The sequence below is a fragment of the Sorangium sp. So ce726 genome (genome assembly GCF_051521405.1).
Lineage (GTDB): Bacteria > Myxococcota_A > Polyangia > Polyangiales > Polyangiaceae > Sorangium.
In genome coordinates, this window is the sequence record NZ_CP150349.1 from 12,841,974 (window position 1) to 12,855,787 (window position 13,814).

General features: G+C 71.2%; 14 protein-coding genes. 6 read left to right on the plus strand and 8 right to left on the minus strand.

Annotated features, from left to right (window positions below):
- The first annotated feature begins 118 nt into the window (after positions 1-118).
- The 3 genes from WME79_RS47820 to WME79_RS47830 all read left to right on the plus strand — a co-directional run bounded on the left by WME79_RS47820 (position 119) and on the right by WME79_RS47830 (position 2,445).
- Positions 119-562, plus strand: coding sequence for a hypothetical protein (locus tag WME79_RS47820; protein WP_437529360.1), 444 nt, complete (start codon positions 119-121; stop codon positions 560-562).
- 211 nt (positions 563-773) lie between these two features.
- Positions 774-1,418 (plus strand): glutathione S-transferase N-terminal domain-containing protein, encoded by a 645-nt coding sequence (locus WME79_RS47825; protein WP_437529363.1) that lies wholly within the window; start codon positions 774-776, stop codon positions 1,416-1,418.
- A gap of 109 nt (positions 1,419-1,527) precedes the next feature.
- Complete coding sequence (locus WME79_RS47830; protein ID WP_437529366.1) at positions 1,528-2,445, plus strand: hypothetical protein; 918 nt, start codon at positions 1,528-1,530, stop codon at positions 2,443-2,445.
- 137 nt (positions 2,446-2,582) lie between these two features.
- Here the strand turns inward: WME79_RS47830 and WME79_RS47835 are convergent, their stop codons facing one another.
- Positions 2,583-3,380 carry a hypothetical protein gene (locus tag WME79_RS47835; protein ID WP_437529368.1) on the minus strand — a complete coding sequence of 266 codons (798 nt, stop codon included), beginning with the start codon at positions 3,378-3,380 and terminating at the stop codon, positions 2,583-2,585.
- Positions 3,367-3,966, minus strand: a complete 600-nt coding sequence (locus WME79_RS47840) for a hypothetical protein (protein ID WP_437529370.1) — start codon at positions 3,964-3,966, stop codon at positions 3,367-3,369. The genes WME79_RS47835 and WME79_RS47840 overlap by 14 nt, the downstream gene beginning before the upstream one ends.
- Before the next feature lie 284 nt (positions 3,967-4,250).
- Here WME79_RS47840 and WME79_RS47845 point away from each other — a divergent pair, with 284 nt between their 5' ends.
- Positions 4,251-5,114, plus strand: coding sequence for a LysR family transcriptional regulator (locus WME79_RS47845; RefSeq protein ID WP_437529373.1), 864 nt, complete (start codon positions 4,251-4,253; stop codon positions 5,112-5,114).
- A 24-nt stretch (positions 5,115-5,138) separates the two neighbouring features.
- Here WME79_RS47845 and WME79_RS47850 read toward each other — a convergent pair whose 3' ends face one another.
- A complete protein-coding gene (locus tag WME79_RS47850) occupies positions 5,139-6,083 on the minus strand; it encodes an MBL fold metallo-hydrolase (protein ID WP_437529376.1) in 945 nt (314 codons plus the stop codon).
- Positions 6,084-6,148: 65 nt separating this feature from the next.
- Between WME79_RS47850 and WME79_RS47855 the strand changes: the two genes are divergently transcribed.
- Both WME79_RS47855 and WME79_RS47860 read left to right on the plus strand, forming a co-directional pair.
- Positions 6,149-7,042, plus strand: a complete 894-nt coding sequence (locus tag WME79_RS47855) for a LysR family transcriptional regulator (RefSeq protein ID WP_437529379.1) — start codon at positions 6,149-6,151, stop codon at positions 7,040-7,042.
- A 39-nt stretch (positions 7,043-7,081) separates the two neighbouring features.
- The gene (locus tag WME79_RS47860) at positions 7,082-8,722 is read left to right on the plus strand and encodes a 5'-nucleotidase C-terminal domain-containing protein (protein WP_437529382.1); all 1,641 of its coding nucleotides are present in this window, start codon (positions 7,082-7,084) and stop codon (positions 8,720-8,722) included.
- 168 nt (positions 8,723-8,890) lie between these two features.
- Here the strand turns inward: WME79_RS47860 and WME79_RS47865 are convergent, their stop codons facing one another.
- The 5 genes from WME79_RS47865 to WME79_RS47885 form a co-directional block, all read right to left on the minus strand.
- Positions 8,891-11,386, minus strand: a complete 2,496-nt coding sequence (locus WME79_RS47865) for a hypothetical protein (RefSeq protein WP_437529385.1) — start codon at positions 11,384-11,386, stop codon at positions 8,891-8,893.
- Positions 11,387-11,422: 36 nt separating this feature from the next.
- Complete coding sequence (locus WME79_RS47870) at positions 11,423-12,016, minus strand: GNAT family N-acetyltransferase (protein ID WP_437529388.1); 594 nt, start codon at positions 12,014-12,016, stop codon at positions 11,423-11,425.
- On the minus strand, positions 12,013-12,354 hold the full coding sequence (locus WME79_RS47875; RefSeq protein WP_437529391.1) for a hypothetical protein: 342 nt from the start codon (positions 12,352-12,354) through the stop codon (positions 12,013-12,015). The genes WME79_RS47870 and WME79_RS47875 overlap by 4 nt, the downstream gene beginning before the upstream one ends.
- A 178-nt stretch (positions 12,355-12,532) precedes the next feature.
- Positions 12,533-13,027 carry a hypothetical protein gene (locus WME79_RS47880; RefSeq protein WP_437529394.1) on the minus strand — a complete coding sequence of 165 codons (495 nt, stop codon included), beginning with the start codon at positions 13,025-13,027 and terminating at the stop codon, positions 12,533-12,535.
- Positions 13,028-13,119: 92 nt separating this feature from the next.
- A complete protein-coding gene (locus tag WME79_RS47885; protein ID WP_437529397.1) occupies positions 13,120-13,779 on the minus strand; it encodes a siderophore-interacting protein in 660 nt (219 codons plus the stop codon).
- Positions 13,780-13,814: the final 35 nt, after the last annotated feature.

Here is a 13,814-nt window from a genome sequence, read left to right on the forward strand (position 1 = left end):
CAGCGGGCGAGAGTGTGACAGGGGCGCCGCCGCGGGGTCGTCGCTCGCCTGGCCTGGCCGGGCTGGAGGGCCGAAGGATGAGCCTGCCTGCTCTCGCGAACGACCTACACTGGGATGCATGCCCCTCAGCGAGGACATCCCCGAGTGGAAGGCGCTGCGAGACACCTTGAGCGATCTGGTGGCCCGCGCCGGCGCCGCTGCCGCTGCCGTGATCGATGAGTCGAACAACATCTGGTGTGCCTGGCCGGTCGCGCCCACGGTGCTCCCGCTCGCCGCGCGCTTTGCCGAGCGGGAGATGGCCGCTCGGTCGGGTCCACCCTTGCGGCGCGGCGGCCGGCTCCGCGTGGCTCGCCTCGCCGCACCTCCCGAGGACTCGTACCTCGCCGAGTCGTTCGGAGGGATTTACGTGCTGGTGTTATGGTTCAAGGGGCCGTTCGATGCGGATTTTCAGCGCGCTCGTTTGCGGCGCGAGCTCCCCCGGATCGAGGCGCTGACGGCCGCGCTGCCGCCTCCGGATGGGCCGGAGGCCGGCGAGGGTGCTGCGAGGATGCGCGTTCCATAGAGCAGATGAGCGCGTGGAAATCGTGGATCCGGGGACTCGGGTGACCGACTGGGATGCTGCCTGGGACGCTTGACAGCGCGGGTCCGGCGTCGGGTACGCTACCTATCCACGATGCGTGGGAGCGGCGCGACGAGGCTGGGTTGGAGCTCAAGGCGCTCCACGCGCCGGGCCCGCACCGACACAGAACGGTTCCCGGATCGGAGAAGCAAGCATGTCAGATGCTCCAGGAGAGCTCATCAAGCCCGTGATCGTCGGCCGTTCCAGCTCGCACTTCACGCGTGTCACGCGGATCTTCGCCGCGGAGATGGGGGTCGACTATTCGCTCGAGGTCGTGCGGGACCTCATGTCGTCCAACGCGGCGGACTACGGGGGCAACCCCGCGCTCAAGCTGCCGGCGCTCCGGACGCGCCAAGGCGTGTGGTTCGGCGCGCTCACCATCTGCCGCGAGCTGTCACGGCAGTCGAAGCGCGCGGTACGCACGGTATGGCCGGAGGACCTTGACCAGCCCCTTCTCGCGAACGCCCAGGAGCTCGTCGTTCATGCGATGGCGACGGAGGTCGCGCTGATCATGGCCGGCGCCGCCGGGGCCGGCGACGGCAGCGCGCACGAGGCGAAGCAGCGAAAGAGCCTGCTCAACACCATGTCATGGCTGGAGGACAACGCGAGTCAAGCGCTCGCCGCGCTCCCGTCGGACCGGGAACTGAGTTATCTGGAGGTCGCGCTGTTCTGCCTCGTCACGCATCTGGAGTTCCGGCGCGTCCTGCCGACCGAGCTCTATCCGGCGCTGAACGGCTTCTGTCGAGAGTTCGCGGCGCGGGCGTCCGCCGGCGAGACCACCTACCGGTTCGACCCCTGAGCGCAGCCCGCCATGGCGCCGCCACCCGCCTGACGCGCATCCCTCATGCGTGGAGCCCGTGATTCCGGCCTCCTCCTACCTGGCATGCGATCTGCCAGGAACGCCACGCATGGGAGACGCGGACATCACGTTGCGCCACCTCGCCCGGAGGCGCCCCGGGGACCTGGCGCGAGCCTTCGTCCCCGAGGGCCATCGCACCGAGGTCCTGGGCTGGGTGGACAGCCAGGTCACGAACATCGAGCGCCGCGTCGACAAGGCTCTGCGCTTGCGGATCGACGGCGAGCCGCGGGTGCTGCACATCGAATTCTGTTTCGCGCTCCGTGACGACGTACCGGATCGCGTCTTCGAATACCTCGGTTTCCTGTTCACCGCGCTCCGGCTTGAAGCCCCCGGCGAGTCAGTGCCGCCGATCGAGAGCGTCGTCGTCGTCCTCTCGGGCAGAAGACGGCGCCTGCCCGCGACCGGCGAGCGCTCTACCGCCTGGCCGGGGCGGCCGTTCAGCGGCGTGCACTTCAGGATCGATGCCGTCTACCAGCACACGATCGGCGAGCTACAGGCGCGCGGCAGCGTGCTCTGGCTGGTGTTCACCCCCCTCGCACGGAACGCGACCGCGGCGGCGCTGCAGGACGTCGTCGCGGAGATCCACGCCGGGGCGGCGACGGCTGCGGAGCGGGCCGAGCTGTACACGGCGCTGCTGGTGATGGCGGCCATCGATCCCTGGGGGCATAATCTGATGAAGGAGCTCGTCAACATGGTGGAGGACAAGGAAGAGGGGCTGCTCCGGCGCACACCGATCATCGGGGAGCTGATCACCGAGGCCGAGCAGCGCGGGGAGGAGAAGGCGATCGCGGAGCTGCTCGGTCGCCTCTTCGCGCGGCGGATCGGTCGACGGCCGACGGCGGAAGAAGAGCGCTCGATCCTCGAGCGAGCCCGCGCGAGCGGTCCGGGCCAGGTCGAGGATGCCTTGCTCGATCTCGACAGCGAGGCGCTGGTTCGCTGGCTCGCGGAGCCGGTGCGGAGCTCCTGAGCTCCCGAAAGAGCATGGCGAGCCGGTCTGTCGCACAGAAGTGGGAGTCAGGTCGGGTGCCAACGGAATACCCGAGAGCGCGTTCATCGAGCGCGCTCGCGCGTTGACCGGCCGACGATCCCGGCGAAGACGCCTGATCAGATGCCGTGGCCGAGCTCCACGCCGAGGACTCCGCTGAACCCGAGGTAATTGTCTCGCACCACCGTGTCGAAGCCGGGGACGGCCGTGAAGCTCGCGCCCACGTAGGGCCTGAACCACGGCGCGTCGTCCGGCTGGTACCCGAGGCGCAGCCCCGCATCGACGACGAGGCCGAGGAAGGAGTCCTTGCCCGCGAAGAGCTCGTCCTCCCACGCGCTCACGCGGCGTCCGTCGGGCGTCTTGCGATCGTTCCCTTGCAAGTAGAAGCCGAACCCGCCGTACCCGACCGTGATCGGGATCTGGACCGCCAGCGCTTCCGCGAAGGGCAGCCGGAACGAGAGCCCGACGTGCGCGCCCAGCATGGATCCATCGGACTTGAGCTCGAGCGTGCGTTGCCCCTTGTAGGTCTGCCCTCCGGGAAGAGCGACCTCGAAGGTGGCCGGATTCATGGGCCCCGGCCGCCCGAGCCCACCCAGGCCGAGGCGCACAAGGCCGTTGGCGAAGGTCACGCCGGCGGCGAACGCCGGCCCGTGCGACACGTGTCCTCCCAGGCCCATCACGCGCCACTCGAGGTCGACGAAGCCGCCTACCGGGACGTCCGGCGCGGGCCGGCGCGCGTCCGCGGCCCCGGGCGGTCCGGCATCAAAGGCGCCCGCGCCGGCGCGCTCGACGCTCCCGGACCCGGCGTCCGGAGCCTGCGCGTTGGCCCGCGCGGCCCCGAGCAGGAGCGCGAGGAACGAGCTCGAGGCGAGCATGATGAGGTGAAGGCCGTGGCCGCGGCGGTCAGTGAGCGACACGTGAGCCTCCTTGTCCGAAAGCGAAGCGCGCTCCGAAGGAGCCTTCGAGCAGGAACTTGCCGTTGTCGCCGTTGAACCCAAAGCTGCCTCCAGCGCTCGCGTTGAGGGTGAGGAGAACGTGCTCGGACACGGCGTAGCCGGCGCCCGCCGTCAGGACCTGCGCCAGGTCGGCCAGCTCCGTGGTCGGATCGAGCTCCAGCTCGAAGCCGACGGTGGCCCCGGCGCGGAGCAGCCACGCCTCGCCGAGCGCGACGTGCGCGACCATCGATAGCTCGTCGATGTGCCGGAGCGCCGACGCGGGCGCGTCGCCGCCTCCCCCGTCGATGCCTTTCCCGTCCTCCCCTCCGATATCCCGAAGCGCCAGGAACCCCGTCTTGAGGCGCAGATCGAGCTCGAGCGGGCCGTGCGTCACGAGCGGCATCAGGAAGACCGCAGCGCCCGAGGCGCCGCTCGCGCCTTTCACCGTTTGTCCCCCCATGTACGCTCGCTCGAGGGCCCAGAAGGACGCAGCGGCTCCGAGCTGCGCCCCACCCGCGAGGCGCACGCGGCCGTCGAGCTCCAGGCCGCCGCCCGTGTCCCTGCCCACGAGGCGTGATCCAAGGACGACGCGAGCCTCCGCGGGCCCCGGAGCCGCGGAATCGGCGCCGCGGGGCGCGACCTCCGGCGGGGATGCCCCCGCGGCCTCGGCTGCGCGGACGCCCAGAGGCGGCAGCAGCGCGCTCAAGAATGCGAGGAGGCGGAGCAGACGGCCCCGCCTCGGCCCATCGAACGTGTGGCGTACAAGCATGCACGCAGGATGGTCAGCGCCCGCTCATGCCGGTAGCGATAGAATACGGCTTACAGTTATTTCAATTCAGCATAAATTGAGCCATGGATCGATTCCTCGCGCTGCGCGTGTTCTGCAAGGTGGCGGACAGCGGCAGCTTCTCCCGGGCGGCGCGCGAGCTCTCCATGACGCAATCGGCAGCGAGCCGCGGGATAGCCGATCTGGAGTCGCGGCTGGGTCTCCGGCTGTTCGAGCGCACCACCCGGCGCGTCGCGCTGACCCTGGAGGGGCGCGCGTACTACGAGCAGATCGAGGAGCACGTGCGCGCGCTGGAGGACGCGGAGCTCCGCGCCGCCTCCGGCTTCGGGGACCTCGCGGGCCGCGTGAAGCTCTCGGCGCCTGGGGCGCTCGGCCGCCGCCTCCTCTTGCCGGAGCTCGTGCGGATCATGCACGAGTCGCCGGGGCTCGTCGTGGACGCCGCGCTCACCGATCAGCGGGTCGACCTCGTGGCAGGCGCGTTCGATTTCGCGCTTCGCGTCGGCGTCCGCAGCGAGCCGTCGTTCATCGAGCGAACGGTGGGGACCTCGCCCCAGTGGCTCGTCGGGAGCGCCGGCCTGTTCGCGGGCAAGCCGGCGCCGACATCCATGTCGGAGCTCGCCGCGGTGCGGGTCGTGGCGAGCGGCGGGGTGCGCGAGCTCGAGAAGCTCGGGCTCGCCGTCAGGCTCACGACCGACGACATCGAGACGAACCTCAGGGCCGTGGAGGCGGGGCTCGGCGTGAGCGTGCTCCCGCGCTGGCTGGTCGCGCGCCGGGTCCAGGAGGGGCGCTTGATCCGGCTCCTGCCCAGGCTCCCGCTGCCGAGCCCGCCCCTCGTCGTCGTCTACCCCCGGCGGCTCCGGCGCGTGGCGCGCCAGGTGCTGGAGCGGATAGAGCGGCACCTCCAGAAAGAGCTCACCTTCGACGGATGAGCGCCTTTCGTGACGGGGCGGCGCTCACAGCGACTGGTGCCCGAGGCGCACCTGCATCGATGGGTGGCGGGCGGCGAGGGCGCGGAGGAAGGCGAGGCTCTCGGCGCTCCCGGCAGGGTCGGACGAGAAATTCCCGGGCTCGACGTCGTTCCGCCAGCCCCAGGCCGTGTGGCACACATCGCCGGTGAAGAGCACCGGGCCCTCGGGCGTCCGCGCGACGTAGGCGACCGAGCCCGGCGTGTGCCCCGGCGCCGAGAGCGCGAAGAGCGATGCGTCGCCGAGCACGTCGATCACGCCCTCGCCGCCGAAGGCCCACTCCTCGAGCGGCGCGCGGCCCTGGAGGAGCTGGTCCACGGTGGGCTGGGTGAGCGCATGGAACGGGCTCTCGAACGTGGATTCGCCGGGCCCGACGAAGATCGGGACGTCGCGCGCCACGTCGGGCAGGCCGAGCACGTGGTCGATGTGCAGGTGCGTGAGGAGCACGCCGGCCAGCGCCCGCTCGCCGCGCCAGGCGCCGAGGCCGGCCTCCACGCGCAAGGCGCCGAAGTTGAGCGCCTGCCCGACGGGGCCGGTGCGAAGGGGATGGTCGCTCGCCGCGAGCGCCTGCGACGCGCCCGTGTCGATGAGGTACAGGCCCCGCGCCGGGTGTGCGAGCGCGTGAAAGGTGATGTCGACCGGTTCGGCGCCGTCGGTGAGTCCGGCGGCGCGCTCGTGGGCCAGGTTGATGAGCCCGGCGCGGCTGGTCTCCCACCGCGCGCTGACGACGGTCTCGACGGTGATGGGACCCGCCTGATCGAGGAGCGCTTCCATCGTCTGCAGCCGGATCGGCGTGCCGAGCGTGGCCCTCACCGCGCCGTGCGTCGACGCCGGTGGGTCCTTGGGCGCCGGGAGCGGCTCGGCGCACGCGCCGAGCAGGAGCGCAGAGGCGAGGAGAGCGCGGGATACGAAGCGGAAGGTGTGTCTGGACATGCCGCCAGTGTGCTCTCCGAAAAATGAATGGGTAACTGGCGAAAGTCGCATGTAGTCATACGCAGATGAATATCTCGTGGGACGATGCGCGGCTGTTCCTCGCGGTGGCGGAGGCAGGCAGCCTGAGCGCCGCTGCGCGCAAGCTGCAGATGACCCAGCCCACGGTGAGCCGGCGGCTCGCGGAGCTGGAGGCGCTCCTCGGCGAGCCCCTCTTCGACCGCGGCGTGGCCGGCACGGCGCTGACGGCATACGGGGCCGGCCTCGTCGAGCCCGCGCAGCGGATGGCCGACTGGGCCGCCGAGCTGACCCGCGCGGCGGAGCGGCGGCACGCGCCCACGGGCGTGGTCCGGGTGACGGCGCCCCCCGGCATCGCGCACGGCTTCCTCGTCCCGTTCGCGGCGGCCTTCTCTCGGCGCGCGCCGGCGATCGAGCTGCACGTCGTGTCCACGGTGCGCCCGCTCGATCTGACGAGGCGGGAGGCGGATCTGGCGCTACGGCTGGGCGTCCCCGCCGACGAGGAGAGCGTCGCCTCGGTCGACATCGAGCTGCGCGCCTTCGCGTCGGAGCCGTACGCGGCGCAGGTGGCGGGCAAGGCCGATCCCGCGGAGCTCGCCTGGATCGGCTGGGCGCCGCCGCTCGACGACCTCTCCCCGAACAGCGCGCTCGGCCGCCTGATCCCGGGGTGGCGCCCGTCGTTCGCGTCCGACGACTACCTCGTTCAGATCCGCGCGTGCGAGCTGGGCCTCGGCGCGATGATGCTCGCGCGCGAGCACCCGCACTTCCGGAGGCACCCGCCGCTCGTGGAGCTGAAGGTGGACCTGCCGCCCGCGCGACGCTCGCTCGTCCTGCTCTGCCCGCGCAGCGCCCGCGCCATTCCGCGGGTGCGCGCGGTGCTCGAGCCGCTCGCGGAGAGCCTGCGCGCGTGGCGCCCGCCGAAGGCGAGGGGCGCTCGGCGCTGACGGCGTCGCGCGCCCGTGGCTGGGCTATCTTCGATGGCCATGACCGCCGCCGCACACGCCCTGCCCAGAGGCCCCTCTCTGCGGATCGTCTGCGTGAACGACGTGTACTTGCTCGACAACCTCCCGCGCCTCGCGACCCTCGTGCGGCGCCACGCCGCCGCGCCCGTGGATCGCTTCATCACGGTGATGGCCGGCGACTTCCTCGCGCCGAGCCTGCTGTCGAGCCTCGATCACGGCAGGGGCATGGTCGACTGCATGAACGCGCTGCCGATCACCCACACCATCTTTGGCAACCACGAGGCCGACGTCGAGCTCCCGGAGCTCAGGGCGCGGGTGCAGGAGTTCCAGGGCACATGGCTCAACACCAACATGCCCTCCTTCGCTCCGGCGCTGCCGACGCACGAGATCCTCGACATCTCGAGCCCCGGCGGGCGGACGGTCCGGATCGGCCTCCTCGGCCTGCTCGTGCACGTGCAGGGCCTGTACCGGCGGGATGCGTTCGGGGGGATCGACATCGAGCCGGCGAACGAGGCGGCCCTCCGCTGGACCCGCAGGCTCCTCCGCGACGAGGGGTGCGCGTGCGTGATCCCGATCACGCACCAGAGCCGCGACCAGGACCTCGCGCTCGCGCGGGCGCAGCGCGATCCGCGCTTCCCCGTGATCCTCGGCGGCCATGAGCACGAGGTGATCCTCGACGACGTGGACGGCTGCTGGGTCGTGAAGGCCGGCACGGACGCGGAGAGCGCCGCCATCATCGACCTCGTGTGGCCGGCCATGGCGCCGCCTGCCGGGGTGCCCGACCTGCCCGCGGTCACCGTCCGGATCGAGGAGGTCGGCGCCTACCCCGAGGATCCGGCGATGCGCGCGCGCGTCGACGGCCACATGCAGATCGTGCGCGACCTCGACGCGGCGACCCTCCTCCGGCTCCCGCCGGGGAGCGCGCTCTCGTCCGTCGGGACGCGGGTGCAGCAGACATCGCTCGGCGCGCTGCTCTCCTCGCGGATCCGCGACGCCCTCGGGGCGGACGGGTGCCTCTTCAACGGCGGTGGCATCCGCGGCGGTCGCGCGTACCGGGAGCGCTTCACGTACGGGGATCTCAAGGCCGAGGTGCCCTTCAGCAACGAGGTGGTGGTGACCCTCCTGCCTGGCCGCGTCGTCCGCGAGGCCGTCGCCGCGTCGCGGTCGCGCGCACCCGCCCAGCACGGCGGTTACCTCCAGGTCGACGACCGGATGGCGACGGACGCCCGAGGCGTCCTGATCGCGATCGACGGCCTACCGCTGGTCGACGATCGCGAGTACCGGATCGCCCTCCCGCGCGGGCTCCTCGGCGGCATGGATGACATCGCGCCGCTGGTCCGCTTCGCGCAGGAGCACCCGGAGAAGGTGCCGCCGGCGGACAGCGGGCGCGATCCGAAGCTCGTCCTTGTGGAGTCGTTCGCCGCGGACCTCGTCCGTCAGCTCGGGGCGTTCGAGGCGATCGACGCCGATGGTGACGGGCGCGTCTCGGCCGAGGAGCTCAGGGCCGCCGCCTCGAGGGCGAGCTCCGAGACGCCGTCCGAGGTGGTCGTCGGCGAGATGATGAAGGCGCTCGACCGCGACGGCGACAAGCTCGTGACGCGCGGCGAGGTCGACGCGCTGTCCTCGCCGCCATCGGGGGGGCGCGGTCGCTCCGACCCGTGACGGGGCGCTGCGCAGGCGGGCCTCCTCGGCGACGAGGTCGGTGACGACGAACGCGGCGATCACCCCGGCGGCGCGCTGGTCACGGAAGCCCTCCGCGAGCACCTCGATGCCGCGCTGTAGAAGATGACGTTCATCGCGGCGTCATCGCGCCCTAGCGAGGCGAAGCCATCACTTCAGCGCCCCCGCGAAGGCCCCGAACGCTGTCGCCACGGTCTGGCCCGTGGGCGGTTGGTCCAGGGTCAGCGGCGGCACGCCGAGGATCTCGAAGAACGCCGGCATCTGCACGATCTGCTTCTCGTGGTCCAGGGACCAGCGTTCGTAGTGCGTGAAGGTGATGAAGAACCGATGGGCGTCGACCACCCAGATGATCCGCCAGAGGTTCTTGATCTCCTCGCCGGCCTCCTCGCTCGGGGGCGCCGGGGATGTCAGGAAAGGGACGGCAGTCAGGGCGATCTCGACGCACACGTGGCGGCCACCTGTCAGTCCCAGCTCCCTGGTGTGGTCCTTGAAGAAGTCATACCAGGTGAGCTCCCCCTTGCAGATCATGTTCAGGGCCGCGGACAGCCACGCATGTGAGCTCGTGGTGGTCTTCAGCTGGATGGCGGCGTTGTCCACAAGCTTCCTGGTGCTGAGCCATTCGGCAACGATGAGGGCCCCGTACGAGCAGCGCGGGTTCAGCTCGGGATCGCCCGGAATGAGGATCTGCGGGCTCCGCGCCTTGCAGATCATGGTCACCGAGATCTCGAGCAGCGCCGGGCGGCAGACCCCCTTCACGACGCGGAACAGCCGCAGCCTGGCGCGGGCGATCTCCGCGAAGATCTCGGCCCAGCCCCGCTGGTAGCGGCGCTGGTTGCCGTAGGTGGCGTCGAGCAGCAGCGCGCACGGGATCTTGCTGGCGCTGCTGAACCCCTTGCGCTGCGTGACGTCCCATTCCTTGCGGTTGCCGCCCAGGCGCTTGGCGTCCCACGCCAGGCCGCCCTGGCCGTAGAACTCGACATCGGGACGGCTCCCGCAGACGCTGGGGTCATTCTTGTTCTTGATCTCCTTGGCGACCCCGAACTCCTTGGGGTGTGTCATCGAGGCGTGAACAGCCGCCAGAGCCTCCTCGATGTGCTGCTGCAGGCTCTGCTCCAGGCCCAGCGCGCCAGCGATGAGCGCCTCGACCTTCACCGCGACCGGTAGCTTGCGGCGAAGCGTGAGCATGGTCTGGAGGTCGATGCAACCTCGCTGTTTCAGCGACTGGCTCACGATCCCTCGCGCGAGCTCGTCGTACTCGCGCAGGGCCTCCAGCTGTCGCCTGTACTTCTCCGCCTTGCCCGGGTGGTCCGATGCTCTGTTCTCCAGCACCTGGCTGAAACCATCGAACACGGCCGTCGGCTTCTTCAAGAGCGCGAGGTGCGCCACGGGGTCCATCGGCGTGAAGATGGCGGACCAGATGAGGTCCGAACCTTGCAATGCGCCCTGCATCTCCAGCAGGTAGTTCCAGAGGTTTCGCTTCGCGGCTCCCCACAGGTCCTCGCGTCCCCCCGGAACGACGGCGGCGGCGATGTTCAGCTCTCTTCGCAGCCGCATGTCCAGCTCCCGGGCGCAATCGGCGACGGTGGCCTGCAGCTGGAAGACCTCGGTGATGAGCTCGACCGAGAAGGCCAGCGGTGCCTTCAACGGTGGCAGCCCGATGGTGTATGTCATCCCCTGGCCGTAGAGGATCGCGACACAGAGCTCGCAGAGCGAGTCGATCGCCAGGAGTCGTTGCCAGAGATCCTCGATTCCACACGAGCGCCGGCGGTTCGCTTCGTTGAGCTCGGTGCACAGGCCGACCAGCCAGCAGAGCAACAGGAGCATGAAGTCGCGCACGTCGGTGGAGGCATCCTGCTTTCCCTGATGCTGCCAGTGCGGCCCGTCAAGGAGGCATTCGAGGTGCCCCAGGTCGAACGTCAACTTGCTGGTCAGGAGCGCGTCCGGGTGGACGTCGGTCTGGTCGTGGTCGAGGAGCAGCTGCATCATCGCGAGGCGCGCCTTCGCGACGCGCTTCTTCGAGTTGCACACCCACGAGACGCTGCTGGTCGCCACCAGGGAGCAGCAATACTCGACGTACGCTGCCTGCCGGGGCGAGCATGAGAAATCGATGGCTCCCGAGTAGTGAGGCAGGAATGCGTCGATCATGAACGGCTTGTACCCACAGGGCAGGTAGAGATCGGCGCCTGCCAGGATGGCTTCCTTCGCCTTTTCGACGTTCCCTTCGTAGATGCAGGCCAGCAACAGCTCGGTGGCGGACGTCGCGGGGTAGCCGGCGTCCTCGAACAGCTTTTCGGGCCGTCCCTGCTCCTCACGACTGGCCTCCTCCGCCAGGAACGAGCAGCTCGTCGTCGGTCCGCTCTTGTCCATGATCTCGATCTGGACCGCGGCGGTGGAGAGGTCGAGCCCGCTCTGCTCGATGGTGATGAACCGCTTGCGGTAGTAGCGGGTCCGCAAACGAAGGGTCTCGAGCAGCTCGATCACTTCGCCGCAATCGGGCCAGCTCCCCTCCACCTCCGAGCTCAGAAACGGGTAGAGATCGGCGAGGCCGAGCTCCTGCAGCGTGGGTGACCGGAAGAACCCGGCGCGCTCCTGCCCCCAGTTCATCGAAGACAGCCGCTTGGCGGGAAGGTGATCGGGATTGTCCATTCGTAGCTCGAGAGCCGATTCGTTCTACCGGGGCGGTCAGACGGCGCGGAGGTAGACGAGGATCGGCGCGCTCCCCTCCGTCGCCGGACGTTGCAGCCCGTCGCCGCCGACGGCGAAGCCCAGCGCCTCGACGAGGCGCCGGGAGCGGGTGTTGTCGGCGGCTATCACTGCCCTGAGCGTCCGCAAGCTCCGGACGCGCGCCTCGTCGAGCAGCGCGCCCACGGCGGCGCGCCCGATCCCGCGCCCCCAGAACGGCTCGCCCAGCCAAAAGCGGAGCGTGGCCTCGCCGATGAGACGATCGATGGCGCAGAGGTCGCATCCACCGGCGATGACGGCGGCGCCCCCCGCGCCCGTGACCACCACGGCGAATCCGACGCGGGTCCCCTCGCGCTCGAAGTGGCGCAGCGCCGCCACGTCGCCCACGGCGTGATCGGGCCGCAGCGGGCGGCGCAGCCCGAGGGGCCCGGCCACGGCCGCCGACGACAGCAGCGCCTGAAGCGCGGCGGCGTGCTCGAACCCCAGGCGCTCGAGGCGGACGGCGGGAGGAAGGGACGGCTCGCCCCGCGACGGCGGCGGCGCGGGCAGCCCTGCCGCAAGACCGACCGCCCCACCCCTGAGCGCGCCGGTCACCCTAGCTCCCCGCGCGCCCGGGTGAGCAGGCGCTGCAGGCGCTCGGCGGGCCTCGTTCCTTCTTCGCCGAGGATGGCGCGCGCCCAGTCCCGCTCCTGCTCGAAGCCAGCGCCGAGCGCGAAGTCGAGCATGACGAAGCACCCCGCGTGGCGATCGGCGACGAACCCGGCCCGCCGACCGCGTGCCAGCGCGCCCTTCACCCGCTCGCGCCGGGCCTCCGGCGTCAACGCCGCGGCCGCCGGCCAGTGCAGGCGCGCGATCTCCGCCAGCCGGTCCGCCAACGCCTCGTCGGCCACGTCCGCCAGCCGGTCCCACTGCGCCCGCCGAATCACCAACACGGTAGGGCTAGATTAACAGCCGCGTCGGCGCCTGGGCATCGAATGTATTTGTTTTTATGGGCGGATCAGCGGATCCGTGTCTCGTGCGTCACGTCAGCTGCTGGTCGTCGGCGGGGCATTCTCGACAGGTCGGAGCGGCTTTGCGCGGCTCTCCTCCGCCTGTCGGGAGCCCCCACGCTCACCGCGAGCGGCGCAGGCCGTCCGGCACCGCGCGCACCGCGCTCTGGACGGCGGCCCGGAGGGCGTCGCGCTGGGCGCGCTCGTCGGCCGCCGCGCTGTCCTCGACCCGCGCGCGGCCCTCGACCACGAAGAGGATGTTGCCCGTGTCGAGCTCGCGCACGGCCGCCGACACCACGCAGGCCGCCCTCAGGGTTCGCTCCCCGGTGCGCTGCGTGTCCAGGCGCACCACGGTGGCGGCAACCCCGTAGCGGCGGGTGAGCCGGAGCGGGCTCCAGTCGATCGCCGAGATCTCGGCGGACGCGTCCTGCCGCAGGAGAGGGACCACGTCACCGAGCCGCGTGGCGGCGGGATGCACGCGGCTCCGCGTCTCGGCGAGCGTGACGCCGGCGCGGGCGCGCGGCGCCTCGGCGACGCCGCTCCGCGGGTCCGGACGGGCGTCAGCGGAGAGCGTGAGTAGCGCGACGGCGAGCGCCCAGCGTCCGATCTGCATCATCGATCCCGACCACCTCGATCAGAGGGGCTATCAGGACGCGCGAGGGTGGCCAACAAACCACCCGTCCAGCGCTCGCCGGTGTGCAGAGAGGGTCAATCGATCCCGGTCTTCCCCGCGATCCAGTAGGCCTTGGCGCGCACCTCCCGCACCCCGGCCGCCCGGAGCACCTCCCGGGCCCGCTGGATCCACGCGCCGCCGCCGCAGGCCACCGCGGTGGCGACGCCCGCCGCGCGCTCGCGGAGCAATGCGGCGGCCTCCTCGTCGGACCCCGCGAGGTCCACGGAGACGTCGAGCGATCGCGCCGCCGCCTCCGCCGCGGGGACGTTCGTCACCCGGAGCACGGCGTGGGCGCCGAGGCGGCGCGCCGAGGCCGCCACGCCGAGCGAGGTCTCGTCGCCGGTCAGGAGGCCCACGCCTCCCAGACGGAGGGAGCGTTGCGGGCCGACGAACCGCACGACGTCGCCCGGGCGGACCGCCTCCGTCCACCGCGCGCCCGGCGCGCTCCCGTGCGCGTGGAGGAGCAGCGTGGTCCGGCCGTCCGCCCAGTCGATCGGGGTGTACGTCCGCACGTCGTTCGAGGGGAGGAGCACCTGGATCTTGTCGCCAGGCTGCCAGGTGCGCGTGCGCAGCTCCTCGCCCTCGAGCACCACGCGCCGATAGAGCGGGTGGGGCGTGTCCACGGCCTGCACCTTCGCCTCGGTCAGCACCAGCCCGCCGAGGAGCCCGAGCAAGCGACCTTTTCCGGATGCCATGCGGGTCAGCGTAGTCAGGGCGACCGCGCCGCTGC

Excerpts from the sequence above, each read along its gene's own strand:
- WME79_RS47855 (WP_437529379.1), top strand. The coding sequence starts at position 6,149 with ATGAATATCTCGTGGGACGATGCGCGGCTGTTCCTCGCGGTGGCGGAG.
- WME79_RS47850 (WP_437529376.1), bottom strand. The coding sequence starts at position 6,083 with ATGTCCAGACACACCTTCCGCTTCGTATCCCGCGCTCTCCTCGCCTCT.
- WME79_RS47885 (WP_437529397.1), bottom strand. The coding sequence starts at position 13,779 with ATGGCATCCGGAAAAGGTCGCTTGCTCGGGCTCCTCGGCGGGCTGGTG.
- WME79_RS47830 (WP_437529366.1), top strand. The coding sequence starts at position 1,528 with ATGGGAGACGCGGACATCACGTTGCGCCACCTCGCCCGGAGGCGCCCC.
- WME79_RS47865 (WP_437529385.1), bottom strand. The coding sequence starts at position 11,386 with ATGGACAATCCCGATCACCTTCCCGCCAAGCGGCTGTCTTCGATGAAC.
- WME79_RS47860 (WP_437529382.1), top strand. The coding sequence starts at position 7,082 with ATGACCGCCGCCGCACACGCCCTGCCCAGAGGCCCCTCTCTGCGGATC.
- WME79_RS47820 (WP_437529360.1), top strand. The coding sequence starts at position 119 with ATGCCCCTCAGCGAGGACATCCCCGAGTGGAAGGCGCTGCGAGACACC.
- WME79_RS47825 (WP_437529363.1), top strand. The coding sequence starts at position 774 with ATGTCAGATGCTCCAGGAGAGCTCATCAAGCCCGTGATCGTCGGCCGT.
- WME79_RS47880 (WP_437529394.1), bottom strand. The coding sequence starts at position 13,027 with ATGATGCAGATCGGACGCTGGGCGCTCGCCGTCGCGCTACTCACGCTC.
- WME79_RS47845 (WP_437529373.1), top strand. The coding sequence starts at position 4,251 with ATGGATCGATTCCTCGCGCTGCGCGTGTTCTGCAAGGTGGCGGACAGC.